Source organism: Desulfovibrio fairfieldensis (genome assembly GCF_001553605.1).
GTDB lineage: Bacteria > Desulfobacterota > Desulfovibrionia > Desulfovibrionales > Desulfovibrionaceae > Desulfovibrio > Desulfovibrio fairfieldensis.
Window position 1 is genome coordinate 1,413,547 of the sequence record NZ_CP014229.1, and the last position, 12,599, is coordinate 1,426,145.

At 59.1% G+C, this 12,599-nt stretch carries 12 protein-coding genes, 1 tRNA gene and 1 other RNA gene; 9 read left to right on the forward strand and 5 right to left on the reverse strand.

The annotated features are described in order from the left end of the window. Nucleotides 1-18 precede the first annotated feature (18 nt). The 5 genes from ispD to AXF13_RS06000 form a co-directional block, all read right to left on the reverse strand. On the reverse strand, nt 19-1,263 hold the full coding sequence (gene ispD / locus AXF13_RS05980; RefSeq protein ID WP_062252038.1) for a 2-C-methyl-D-erythritol 4-phosphate cytidylyltransferase: 1,245 nt from the start codon (nt 1,261-1,263) through the stop codon (nt 19-21). Nucleotides 1,264-1,281: 18 nt separating this feature from the next. Then, an RNA gene (gene rnpB, locus AXF13_RS05985) (RNase P RNA component class A) lies at nt 1,282-1,640 on the reverse strand. A gap of 72 nt (nt 1,641-1,712) precedes the next feature. Beyond that, nucleotides 1,713-2,489 (reverse strand): zinc ribbon domain-containing protein, encoded by a 777-nt coding sequence (locus AXF13_RS05990; protein ID WP_008684170.1) that lies wholly within the window; start codon nt 2,487-2,489, stop codon nt 1,713-1,715. A gap of 16 nt (nt 2,490-2,505) precedes the next feature. Beyond that, entirely contained in the window at nt 2,506-3,300 is a 795-nt protein-coding gene (locus tag AXF13_RS05995; protein ID WP_009301637.1) for a Nif3-like dinuclear metal center hexameric protein, read from the reverse strand. Between the two features lie 221 nt (nt 3,301-3,521). Beyond that, entirely contained in the window at nt 3,522-4,331 is an 810-nt protein-coding gene (locus tag AXF13_RS06000; protein ID WP_062252039.1) for a phosphoribosylformylglycinamidine synthase subunit PurQ, read from the reverse strand. A gap of 215 nt (nt 4,332-4,546) precedes the next feature. Here AXF13_RS06000 and AXF13_RS06005 point away from each other — a divergent pair, with 215 nt between their 5' ends. The 9 genes from AXF13_RS06005 (at nt 4,547) to AXF13_RS06045 (ending at nt 12,418) form a co-directional block, all read left to right on the forward strand. Next, complete coding sequence (locus AXF13_RS06005; RefSeq protein WP_008684165.1) at nt 4,547-6,190, forward strand: CTP synthase; 1,644 nt, start codon at nt 4,547-4,549, stop codon at nt 6,188-6,190. Between the two features lie 242 nt (nt 6,191-6,432). Next, nucleotides 6,433-7,863 (forward strand): RNA polymerase factor sigma-54, encoded by a 1,431-nt coding sequence (gene rpoN, locus AXF13_RS06010; protein WP_062252040.1) that lies wholly within the window; start codon nt 6,433-6,435, stop codon nt 7,861-7,863. Nucleotides 7,864-7,900: 37 nt separating this feature from the next. After that, the gene (gene hpf / locus AXF13_RS06015) at nt 7,901-8,440 is read left to right on the forward strand and encodes a ribosome hibernation-promoting factor, HPF/YfiA family (protein WP_008684163.1); all 540 of its coding nucleotides are present in this window, start codon (nt 7,901-7,903) and stop codon (nt 8,438-8,440) included. 76 nt (nt 8,441-8,516) lie between these two features. Further along, nucleotides 8,517-9,470 (forward strand): RNase adapter RapZ, encoded by a 954-nt coding sequence (gene rapZ / locus AXF13_RS06020; RefSeq protein WP_062252041.1) that lies wholly within the window; start codon nt 8,517-8,519, stop codon nt 9,468-9,470. 34 nt (nt 9,471-9,504) lie between these two features. Next, nucleotides 9,505-9,948: a PTS sugar transporter subunit IIA gene (locus AXF13_RS06025; protein WP_008684161.1), complete on the forward strand. Its 444-nt coding sequence runs from the start codon at nt 9,505-9,507 to the stop codon at nt 9,946-9,948. A gap of 3 nt (nt 9,949-9,951) precedes the next feature. Beyond that, nucleotides 9,952-10,410 (forward strand): PTS sugar transporter subunit IIB, encoded by a 459-nt coding sequence (locus AXF13_RS06030; RefSeq protein ID WP_008684160.1) that lies wholly within the window; start codon nt 9,952-9,954, stop codon nt 10,408-10,410. A gap of 180 nt (nt 10,411-10,590) precedes the next feature. Further along, nucleotides 10,591-11,100 carry a hypothetical protein gene (locus AXF13_RS06035; protein ID WP_062254747.1) on the forward strand — a complete coding sequence of 170 codons (510 nt, stop codon included), beginning with the start codon at nt 10,591-10,593 and terminating at the stop codon, nt 11,098-11,100. 125 nt (nt 11,101-11,225) lie between these two features. Next, nucleotides 11,226-11,302, forward strand: a tRNA-Arg gene (locus AXF13_RS06040). An 84-nt stretch (nt 11,303-11,386) separates the two neighbouring features. Beyond that, a complete protein-coding gene (locus tag AXF13_RS06045) occupies nt 11,387-12,418 on the forward strand; it encodes a polysaccharide deacetylase family protein (RefSeq protein WP_062254749.1) in 1,032 nt (343 codons plus the stop codon). Nucleotides 12,419-12,599: the final 181 nt, after the last annotated feature.

A 12,599-nucleotide genomic window follows, 5' to 3' on the forward strand; every position in this document is an offset into this window, starting at 1 on the left:
GGCGCATCCTTATGGAGATCAGAGATCGGGGGATGGAACAGCCTGTGCGGAAAAGGACGGCGTGCCGTCGGCCAGCGCGCTGACCACGGCATAGGCCTTGATGCCCTCGGACCGCCCGGTAAAGCCCAGGCCTTCCTCGGTGGTAGCCTTGAGGTTGACCCGCGCCGTGTCCAGGCCCAGCAGCCGGGCCACATTCTTGCGTATTTCTTCACGGAAGGGCGACAGGCGGGGCGTCTGGGCCACGATGGTCAAATCCACATGGCTGAGCTCAAGCCCTGCGCCGCGCAGCATTTCCAGAACCTGATCCAGCAACACGGCTGAAGAAATGCCCTCATAGCGGGCCTGGCTGTCGGGGAAGTGCTGGCCTATGTCGCCCAGGGCCGCGCAGCCCAGCAGGGCGTCCATGAGCGCGTGCAGCAGCACGTCGCCGTCGGAATGAGCCACAACTTCCGGGCCGCCGGGAATGAGCACGCCGCCCAGCTTCAACGGGCGCCCCGGACCGTAACGATGCACGTCGTAGCCCATGCCCGCGCAGGGGCGGGGCATAGCCTGTTCTCCGGCCAGCAGGGAAAGATCTTCGGGATGGGTGATTTTCACGTTGGCAGCCTCACCGGGCACAATAAGCACTTCGTGGCCCTGAACTTCCATCAGCGCGGCGTCGTCGGTGACGGCCAGGCCCGCATCCAAGGCATGTTGGTGGGCCTGACGCAGCAAGGTCAGGTTAAATCCCTGGGGTGTCTGCACCGCCGCCAGCCGGGCGCGCGGCAGGGTAGCCGCAACACGCCCGTCGTCCACCATTTTGATAGTGTCAGTGACGGGCAGACCGGGAACGACCGCGGGCGCGCCCCGGCGCAGGGCCTCACAAACGCGGCGTACCAGGGCCGGGCTCAGAAAGGGGCGGGCCGCGTCATGCACCAGCACGTACCGCGTCCGATGCGGCAGGACCGCCAGACCCAGGCGCACGGAATCCTGGCGCAACGCGCCGCCGGCCGCCGCCAGCCAAGGCAGGCCGAGATCCTCTCGCGCGTAAAGGGCATGCAAGCGCTCTTCCTCGGCGGTACGCCGGTCAGGGGGGAAAACAAAAACAATACCGGCCACCACGGCGCTGCGGCTCATGGCGCGCGCCGCGTGCCAATACAGCGGGACGTCCCGCCAGCATAAAAACTGTTTGGGACAGCCGCCGACAACGGCCGCCAGACGGCTGCCGCTCCCGGCGGCCAGGATCAGGCCCCAGGGTTTTTCCGGCTGGGAATTTTCAGGCATGGCAAGCCTCTGACAACAAGCGGGAGCCGGACGATAAGCCGGGTTCTGTCATGCGACAAGCCGCATGTGACCGTCATTCCTCTAGGAGCGCGATTGCCCGCGCCCTCAAGCAACCTACCCGGAAGGCATGGGCCGGGCCGGCCGCCTTCCCTATTTGGTCTTGCTCCAGACGGGGTATGCCGAGCATGCCGCGTCACCGCGGCATCTGGTGGGCTCTTGCCCCACCGTTTCACCCTTACCGCGCAAAGCACGGCGGTTTGCTTTCTGTGGCGCTGTCCGAGGGTCGCCCCTCCTGGGTGTTACCCAGCGTCCTGCCCTGTGGAGCCCGGACTTTCCTCTCCGGGCCAATGGCCCGCAGCGACGGTCTGTCCGGCTCCCGCTTGTTTGCGGCCGGAGATTTTTACGGACGCTTTACCGGCCGGAGGCAAAGCGTCCCAATAAGGCTCAAGCTAATCCGTCAGGGGTACAGGCTTGGGAGCCGCAACAGCCTCTTCCGGCAGGCTGAAATGCTCGCACCAGAAAATCAGGCGCTGGCAGTTGGGGCAGCTCAGAATCTGCTGGCCGCGCTGCAACTCAATGAAGGACTGCGGGGGCACCGCGATATTGCAGCCGGAGCAGATGCCGTCCGTCACAGCCACAATGACCGGATGTTCCAGACGCACGCGAATGAACTCATAGCGCATGAACACGGGCTGGGGAATGGCCTTGCTGACCTGAGCACGCTTCTGGTTCAGAGAATCCAGATTGATTCCGGCTTTCTTCAGCTTTTCTTCCAGACCTTCACGTTTGACTTCCAGCTCGGCTTTAAGGGCGGAGTAATCCCGATCAATTTCGGCCAGCGTGTCGTTCTGCAACTGCAATTCTTCCATGAGGGTCATCTTTTCTTCCTCACGGGAGCGGTTGATTTTCTCCATGCTGTCCATTTCACGCATCATGGCGTGATATTCGCGGGTATTGCCCACCTGCATGAGCTTGTTTTTGCTCTTTTTGATCCTGGCGGAATCGTCGTCAATCTCCAGGGACAGGCGTTTCTGCTGTTCCTGGAGATGCGCCAGCTTGTCCAGGACGCGATTGCGCTGAGCCTCGGCGGCCTCAAAGCGTTGCTCCAGATCCTCAAGCTCGCGGGGCGCGCTTTCCAGCTCCTGCTTGACAGCGAAGATGGCGTCATCCACCTTCTGCAATTCCACTAACTGCTTTATCTGATCCAAGTAAACGGCACTGCTCATATATTCCTCCTGGGAGTCATGGCAAAAGGACGGGGCGCAACGGTGAAACCGAAGGCACGAAAACGACGTTCAGGCCACTGAGGCGTTGCGCCAGCAAGCCGCTCATGCGGCGCATCATTTCTTCCTCCAGGCTGTGGTGCCCCACATCCAGCAGGCAGATTTCAGCCTCCAGCGCCGTATGGTATTTGACGTCGCCGGTAATGAAAAGCTGGGCGCCTGCCGCGCGCGCTTCCCGCAGAAGGGAAGAACCGGAACCGGTGCAGTAAGCCAGGCGCGAGATGCTTTCCGGTACGGGGCCGCAGACCGTGGCCGTGGAGAGATCAATGTGCCGGGCCAGAGCGGATGTGATTTGCGCAAGGCTCAAGGGCGCGGGCAGATCACCGGCCAAACCGAAGCCCAGCGGCAGGGGAGCCGCAGCCAGCGGCGGGGCCGTGGCTTCCAACACCGCCAGGTTGCCGAGTTCCAGCTCGCGCGCCAGCCAGCCCGCCGGACCGTCGGCGTTGACGTCCAGCGAGGTGTGGGCGGCATAGAGCGGCACATCCGCAGCGAGCAACAGGCACAGAACTTCATGGTAGGCGTCCAGACGCCGGGGCAGGGCGGGCTTGAGCGCCAGGGGGTGGTGGCTCAAAATGCACTGCGCCCCCCGTTCCAGCGCCTGACGCACCGAGGCGGGCGTGGGGTCCAGGCAGACGGCCAGCATGTCGGCTTCACTTCTGTGCGCTGCTACCTGCAGGCCCGAGATATCCCAGGGGGCGGCGGCGTCCAGAGGCGCGATTTTTTCAATGGCGCTAAATATTTCAATGAGTTGCATTGATATTGCCCTCAATAAAAAAGGCACTTTCTTGCACTTGAACAGAGAAAGCGCCTTAAAAAATCATCCGGCGTAAAAAAAGAAAGCGGGAATGTGCGGCAAACGTGTACACACCTTGTCTGACGCGCGCGGCTCTGAGCGAACCACGCGGCTGTTGCACGATGTTGCGGTTAATCTTGATATTCTGTCCGTATAAGTCGGCTTTGTCAAGGCCGGGCCAGCTACTGGCCGCGCAGATAGCGCACGGCATTGACGAACAGCAGGGTGCCCGGCGGGTCCAGTTCGCCCCTGGTCCAGGCGGGATGATTGGTCACATGGTGAAAGGCTTCGGGATGCGGCATGAGGCCCAGCACGCGTCCTGTGGGGTCGGTGAGTCCGGCAATGGCCAGCGGCGAGCCGTTGGGGTTATAAGGATACTCCTGCGTGGGCTTGCCGCTTTCCGGGTCGGCATATTGGAGAGCGATGAGCTGTTCGGCCGCAATACGACGCAGACATTCCTCGTCACGGGGAATGAGCTTGCCTTCGCCGTGGCGCACGGGCATGGCCAGCAGGGGCAGGCCTTTGGTGAACACGCAGGGGCTGTCGGAATTGGGCAGCAGATGCACCCAGCGGTCCTCGAAGCGGGCGGAATCGTTGTGCCCCAAGGATGCCTGGCGCTCGAAGCGGACGCCGCCCAGCGCGGGCAGCACGCCCAGTTTGACCAGCAGCTGGAAGCCGTTACAGATGCCGAGGATCAGCTTGCCCTGGTCCAGAAATTCCCGCAGGCTTTGCAGCAGCGGCGTGCCTTGGGCGTCTTTCAAATAGCGCCAGCGCATGGCCGCGGTCTGGGCCGCGCCCAGATCGTCGCCGTCCAGAAAGCCGCCGGGGAAAATCAGAAAATGGTAGCCCGCAAGGCATACGTTGCCCGCCACCAGATCGGAGAAATGCACCACGTCGGCCCTGTCGGAACCGGCCAAGCGGGCCGTGTGCGCGGTTTCCAGATGGGAATTGGTACCGTAGCCGGTGATGACCAGAGTATTGACTGTAGCCATGCGGGAGGAGCCTCCTTAGGAGCAGCCTGAAATACGCCCGGCCCGGAGCGGGGTAGGGCCGCGCGTCCAACCACACGGCGGGACGCATGCTGAAAAAGGGAAAATTACATTACTTGCCTTATCAGACTTAGTCAATGCTAGCCAAAAAAATCAATTGGGTGTATCAGCATGCGGTTACGCGGAACCGTGCATTCAAGCAAAACAGGTGGGAGGCCATGAAAACCAAATTTATTTTTGTGACGGGCGGGGTTTTGTCTTCACTGGGCAAAGGCTTGGCGGCCGCTTCGCTGGGCGCGCTTTTACAGACGCGCGGCCTGTCGGTGACCATTCAGAAGCTGGATCCTTATATTAATGTGGATCCGGGCACCATGAACCCCTTCCAGCACGGCGAAGTTTTCGTGACCGACGACGGGGCCGAGACCGACCTTGATCTGGGCCACTACGAGCGTTACCTCAACGTGCCCATGTCGCGCAAAAACAACACCACCTCGGGCTCCATCTACAATCACGTCATTGCCAAAGAGCGGCGCGGCGACTATCTGGGCGCCACCGTGCAGGTGATCCCGCACATCACCGACGAGATCAAGCATACCGTGCTTTCCCTGGCCGAGGGCGAGGGCGCGCCGGACGTGGCTATCATAGAAATCGGCGGCACGGTGGGCGACATTGAGGGCCTTCCTTTCCTGGAGGCGATCCGCCAGTTGCGTTCGGAACTGGGGCGCGACAACTGCCTGAACATTCACCTGACCCTGGTGCCCTATCTGCGTTGCGCCGGTGAACACAAAACCAAGCCTACCCAGCACAGCGTCAAGGAGCTGCTTTCCATCGGCATCCAGCCGGACATCATCCTCTGCCGCTGCGAACAGAGCATCCCCCAGGAAATGCGCAAAAAGATCGCCCTGTTCTGCAATGTGGACCAGGACGCGGTCTTTTCCTCCGTGGACGTGGACAACATTTATGAAGTGCCCCTCAAGTTCTACGAGGAAGGTTTTGACCAGAAAGTCGCCATCATGCTGCGCCTGCCCGCGCGCAACGCCCACCTGGAATCCTGGGAAAAGCTGGTTCACGACAGCGCCAATCCCCAGGGCAAGGTGACCATTGCCATTGTGGGCAAGTATGTTGACCTGAAAGAAGCCTACAAGAGCCTGCACGAAGCCCTGATCCACGGCGGCGTGGCCAACCGGGTGGCTGTGGAGTTGCGCTACGTCAACTCCGAAAATGTGACCGAACACAACGCGGCTTCAGTGTTCAAGGGCTGTGACGGCATTCTGGTGCCCGGCGGCTTCGGTTACCGCGGCGTGGAGGGCAAGATCGCGGCTATCCGCTACGCCCGCGAAAAACACGTGCCCTTCTTCGGTATCTGTCTGGGCATGCAATGCGCTGTCATTGAATTTGCCCGCCATGTGGCCGGTCTGGACGACGCCAATTCCGAGGAGTTCAATCCCCTGTCCGACCACAAGGTTATTTACCTGATGACCGAATGGTTCGACTTCCGCACCAAAAATGTGGAAAAACGCGACGCCAGCAGTGATAAGGGGGGCACCATGCGTCTGGGTTCCTATCCCTGCAAGGTATTGCCCGGCACCAAGGCCCACGAAGCCTACAAAAAGGATATGGTGGACGAACGGCATCGCCATCGCTATGAGTTCAACAATGCCTTTAAGGAAATTCTGGGCCAGAAGGGCATGGCCTTCAGCGGCACGGCGCCGGACGACTCTCTGGTGGAAATTATGGAGCTGCCCGACCATCCTTGGTTCCTGGGCTGTCAGTTCCATCCCGAGTTCAAATCCCGCCCCATGGAAGCCCATCCTTTGTTCCGCGAATTCATCAAGGCGGCCAAAAAGCAATCCAAAGCCTGAGCGCCGTTTTGTCGCTTGGCTTGTGATGTCTGAAAGGGGAGGCCTGAGGCCTCCCCTTTGCCGTAACTGAGACTTGGTTCCCTGCGGTTTCCGTAGGGGCGCGCCGCCCGGCGCAAGCCTTGCGGCCTTTCCCTTTTTGTTCGCAGCTTCCGTCTATTGCATAATTTTTCAGCATATGGCACAATTTTTGTAAATGAGAACTCCGTTCAGACATTGTAGCTTATCAGCCTAAAAGAGCAGACATGGCACTGGAACTTCGTCAGCAATTGAAATTGGCTCAGCAACTGGTCATGACGCCGCAGTTACAGCAGGCCATCAAGCTGCTTCAGCTCTCGCGCGTGGAACTGCTGGAAACCGTGCAGCAGGAGATGCTGGACAATCCTTTTCTTGAGGAGCTCTCGGGTGATGAGTCTTCTTCGGATCAGGCCGCCCAGACAGAGCGCCGGGAGGCCGTTGAAGAAGAGGTCTACGACAAGGAACTCGCCAAGGATGCCTCGTGGGAGGACTATCTCGGCGAGTTCGCCAGCACTCCGCGCCAAGTACAGCCGCGTGACTTTGAAGCGGCTGAAGAAATTTCTCCTCTGGAAGCCCGTTATGCCGCCAAGCCCACATTGGAAGGGCATCTGCTCTGGCAGCTGCGCCTTTCCATGCTGACCGAGGCGCAAAAGGAAATCGGCGAGGTCATCATCGGCAATCTGGCTTCCTCCGGCTATTTGCAGGCCACCTTGGAAGAAATCGCGGAGATGACCACATCCACGCCCGACGAGGTGCGGGCGGTACTGGAAAGAGTGCAGCTTTTTGATCCCATAGGGGTGGCCGCGCGCGACGCGCGCGAGTGTCTGCTGATCCAGCTGAAAAGTCTGAACTATGACCGGGATCCCATTCTTCTCGATCTGGTCCAGTCTCACCTGGAAGATCTGGAGGCCAAGCGCTACAAGCCTCTGCTGCGCAAGTTCAAGCTGGATATGGAGGAACTCAAGGAATATCTGAACATCATCCAGAGCCTTGATCCACTGCCCGGCGCCAGTTTCGGCGGCGGCGAACCCACCTATGTGAGCCCGGACGTCTTTGTGTACAAGATGGGCGATGAATTCGTCATTCTGCTCAATGAAGACGGTTTGCCGCAGTTGCAGCTTTCCTCGCTCTGCCAGATGAATATGGGATCTTCCTCGGATAAGGAAAAGGAATACTGTACGGAAAAAATGCGCTCGGCCTCCTGGCTGATCAAGAGCCTGTATCAACGCCAGCGTACGCTGTACAAGGTGGTGGAGAGCATTGTGCGCCACCAGCAGCCGTTTTTTGAAAGCGGCGTCACCAAACTGGCTCCGCTGATTCTAAAAGACATTGCCGACGATATCAGCATGCACGAATCAACCGTAAGCCGGATCACTACCAACAAATACGTGGCGACGCCCCACGGGATTTTTGAGCTGAAGTTCTTCTTTAACAGCGGCCTTGAGCTGGACGACGGCAGCCAGGTCGGCTCGGAAAGCGTTAAGGCGCTGATCAAGAAGTTCATAGCCGATGAAGACTCCAAGGCCCCCTTGAGTGACGAACGCATCGGAGAAATGCTCAAGGAGCGCCTGAAAGTGAATATTGCCCGGCGTACGGTGGCCAAGTACCGCACGGCGCTGGACATTCCCTCGTCGTCACGGCGTAAGGAGCACTTCTGATCTCACAGCGGTGCTTTGCAATCCCAAGGAGGAACGCATGAATATCTCTTTCGCCTTCAAGAATTTTGAGGCCTCCGATCATTTGAAGAAGTATGCCCGCCGCCGCATGGAAAAGTTGGGGCGGTTTTATGGCAAGTCCGCGGGTCTGGAAGTAAGCGTCGTGCTGACGGTGGATAAATTCCGCCATCGTTGCGAAGTGACCGTTTCCGGCGAGGGCCTGCATATCAACGCCACCGAGCAGACCTCCGATATGTACGCGGCTATCGACCTTGTGACCGACAAGGTGGAAGCCCAGATCAAGCGTCAGGTGTCCCGCGTCAAGGAACAGCGCCGTAAGGCCCGCAATGCCGATGTGGACGTCTTTACCTACAATCTGGAAGCCCAGCCCGAGGAAAGTCAGACCGTGGTGGGCACGGACCGCTTCGCGCCAAAGCCGCTGCACCTGGATGAGGCGCTGATGCAACTGGATTCCATCGGCAGCGAATTTCTGGTCTTTCTCAATGCCGAAAGCAATCGCGTCAATGTGGTTTACCGACGGCGCACTACAGGCTACGCCCTGATTGATCCCGTGTTGTAGCCGTTCCGCCATACTTTTTCCGCCGGGCCTGTCTTCGCACGAAGATCGGCCCGGTGGTTCCCAGTGAAGTATACGTATGAGCACGTCACAGCAGCCCCCCTGCCGCAGTCCGTCCGATCCGGATTCATCTGCTGACACGCCCAAAGTCGCCCATGATCGCCCTGTGCAGGTCTGTATTGTCACCGGTCTTTCCGGCGCGGGCAAAAGTACGGCCGTGCAGGTTTTTGAAGATCTGCGCTATTTCGCCGTGGACGGTCTGCCCGCAAGTCTGGCCCCGGAAATGGCCGCTATGATGGAACGCCCTTCCATGAGTCATTTCATGGGCATTGCCTTGGGCATGGATATGCGTCAGAGCAATTTCCCGGATGAAATCAACGACGCATTGAGCGTTATGGCCGCCAAGGGTATCCGTCCGCTTTTGCTGTTTCTGGAGGCTGACGCGCAGGAGCTCATGCGCCGCTACGCCACCACCCGCCGCCCGCATCCGCTGGAGCGGGAGGGCATGGGCCTTGAAGCCGCCCTGGCCGCCGAACGCAACCGCCTGCGCCCTTTGCGGGAAATGGCCGACTTGGTTATCGACACTTCGCGTTTTTCCATCCATGACCTGCGGCGTTCCATTCAAAAGCGTTGGAGCGGCAACAAGGACAAATTGCGGGCTATCCGCGTCAATGTGATTTCCTTTGGCTTCAAGTACGGCGTGCCCCGAGAAGCCGACACGGTTTTTGATCTGCGCTTTCTGCCCAACCCGTATTTTGTGGAAGAGCTGCGTCCCCTTTGCGGCAAGGACAAGGCCGTGGCCGATTATGTTTTCGCCTCGCCCAGCGCGGTGGAATTCCGCAAGAAACTGCTGGACCTGCTTTTTTTCATGTTGCCCCTGATGGAGGCCGAAGGCCGCTACCGGATTACCATCGCCGTGGGCTGCACCGGCGGGCGGCACCGCTCGGTGGCCATGGCCGAAGAATTGTCACAGGCGCTTCGCCAGGCGGACTACCCGACCTCTCTGGAGCACCGGCACCTTGAACTTGGCTGAAAAAGCTGGCAGATTGTGAACCGTGAGGAATGCCATGACGGATGAAAGCAAGACGACACAAGTCGGGATCATTGTGGTCTCCCATGCGGACTACGGTTCTGCCATGCTGCGTACGGCCGAATTTATTTTGGGACCGCTGAGCGATTGCAGTTCCATCAGCGTTGACGTGGCGCATGAAGTTTCTGAAACAGTGCGCCGTTTGGACGACGCGGCCCAACGCCTGGATAAGGGCGCGGGCGTTATTATTCTTACGGATATGTTCGGCGGCACCCCCACCAACCTGGCCCTTTCCCTGTTGGGCAGCCATAAGGTGGAAGTGGTGACCGGCGTCAATCTGCCCATGCTTCTGAAGGTGTTCACGTCCCGCGACAAAGAGCTGAACGAACTGGCCCGCATCGCCGGTGAAGCCGGGGCCAAAGGTATTGTGGTGGCCGGCAGCATGTTGCGGAACAAGGCCCGTGACAAAACGGGCGACTGAGCAATGTGGTTTCGTGTGGACAATCGCCTGGTACACGGGCAGGTGATCGAGGCATGGCTGCCATATACCGGCGCCAAACATCTGGTAGTGGCCAATGACGAACTGGCTACGGATCTATTACGCCGGCAGATTGTGGAGCTGGCCATACCCCAGCGCGTAATCACTCATTTTATCCCGGTGCGCGAACTGGCTGCCACACTGGATGCCTGCGGAGACGACAGCTTCGTGCTTTTCGCCAACTGCCAGGATGCCCGCCGGGCTTGTGATGAGGGCATTGAAATGCCGGTGCTCAATATGGGCAATCTGCACTACGGGCCGGACAAATTGCAATTACTGCCCCATGTGGCGCTTTCAGCACAGGACAGGGAAGATTTACGCATTATTCAGCAGCACCTTGTGCAACTGGACTTCCGCTGCGTTCCCACTGAAAACGTACGAGGCTCTTATGATCAACTTTTCTGAGCTGATATACACGGGGCTTCCGTACGCTTTTTTTTTGTCCTGGCTGGGGCGGCTCGTTCCTCATGCATCATCGGCCTGCTGGACAGGCCCATATGCCTCGCGCTGATCACGGGCTTTTACACCTCTGATTGGGCTCTGGCGCTCTCACTCGGCATCATTCTTGAATTGCTCTGGCTGGATGTGTTGGAGTTGGGCAGCGTAGTGCCTCCCTTCGGCAGCCTGAGCTTTCTGCTGCTTTTTCCTCTGGCCTCGCATTTCGGGCTGAACCGGCCGGGTCCTCTTTTGTTGCCCCTGATACTGGTCATTCTGGCCGCCTATTTGGGCGGTTTTATGGAGCGCAGCTTGCGCATCCATGAAAATTATTTGGTGGATAGGGTAGAAGCCTGGTGCGCCGGTGATTGTTTTGCCCTTACGCCCGGTCAAGCTGTTCTGCATGTTGTTTTGCTTCGGGCCTTCTGGCAGTTCATGCTGTACGTCGTATGTTACGCCCTGTTATTTTGCCTGATCGCCGTGCTGTCGGCGCGCCAGGCCCTGCCGCAACTGTCGATACTGAGCTGGCCCATGCTGTACGGGGCGGCCCTGATGGGCGCGGTACTTTCGTTGCGAACCCGACGCGCGTACATGGTGTTGGCCTGCAGCCTGGGAGCCTTGGCCCTGCTGATCTGGGCCGGACAGAAAAGCCTGCCCTGAGGGCTCGGGATACCGTTCTCCCAGTGTTGCACGCCCCGTTTTGTCCGATACGGAGGGACAAGACCGAGCCTCCAGCAGGCCCTGTTCTTGACATGCGTAAAAAGAGCCCCTACAAGTGGGGCGACGCGCTCGTAGCTCAGTTGGATAGAGCGATAGCCTCCTAAGCTGTAGGCCGCAGGTTCGATTCCTGCCGGGCGCACCAGTCATGAACGCAGGCAGTTGCATTTTTGCGGCTGCCTGTTTTTTTATGCGGCCGGCAATTCAAGCGTCGGAAAAGGGAACACTCATGGCGAATACCGAAATCCGGCTTTATTGCTTTATCTTCTGCGTCGTTGTGGCCTGCTGTTTGTCTCCTCTGGCGGTCTGGAGCCGGACCGATAAGCCAGCCAACATTGAGGATGCATACACTTTTGAACATCTCTGGCAGGGCACGCCCGCCGATCAGCGGCGTGCCCTGCCCAACAACATCGCCCCACCGGAACGGCGTCTGCCGCATATGCAGTTGCCGCCCCTGCCGCCTCAGGAAGAGGGGACCATTCGGCGGGTGATGCTGCCTGAGGGCACGAAGGCCGTGGCATTGACATTTGATCTCTGCGAACTGGCAACGACCACCACGGGCTATGACGCGGACGCCATCAATTTCCTGCGGCGCGAACATATCCCGGCCACGCTGTTCATGGGCGGCAAATGGATGCGCACCCATGCGGAGCGCGCCAAGCAGCTCATGGCCGACCCTCTGTTCGAGATCGGCAACCATGCCTGGTCGCACGGTAATTTCGGGATTATGGATCCGCAAAACATGCGTGATCAGGTTCTCTGGACGCAGGCGGAATATGAAATTCTGCGCGGGGAACTCCTCCGGGGCGCAGCGGAAAAAGGCGCATCCTTGCCGGACATAGCCGCTGTACCGAATTTGTTTCGCCTGCCGTACGGGCGCTGTACGGATCAGGCCCTGGCACTCCTGGCCCATCTGGGGCTGCAGGTCATCCAATGGGATGTGGTGGCTGAGACCATTGCGGATAACAGCCGTCCTGAACTGGCTGCGGATGTGGCACGCCGGGTGCGTCCCGGTTCCATTCTTCTCTTTCATGCCAATCGCGTGCCCAAGGGCACAGCGGCCTTGTTGTCAGGTGTGGTGCGTGAATTACGCGGCAGAGGATATCATTTCGTGACTGCGGGAAAGCTGTTGGCCATGGGGCAGCCTTGGCGCACGCGAGACGGTTACTTTAACAAACCCGGCGACAATAAGGCTCTGGACACTCGCTTTGGCGTGGACGGCACTGGTCGGAGGGCGTCCACAAAAGGAAAGGCGGAGTAGCCGCCCCATCACCGGATTCTCAGTTGTTCTCTGAACACCGGTTCCGGTGCGGTTTGTGCTATCCCATGGGAGCGTTGTCTCCGTTTTTTCTCAAAACTTTTTTATCTTCTTTGACCTTTTCCTTCACGGATCGCATAGATCCAATCCTGGGGGAATCATCTGAAACGTATAATAATCTATA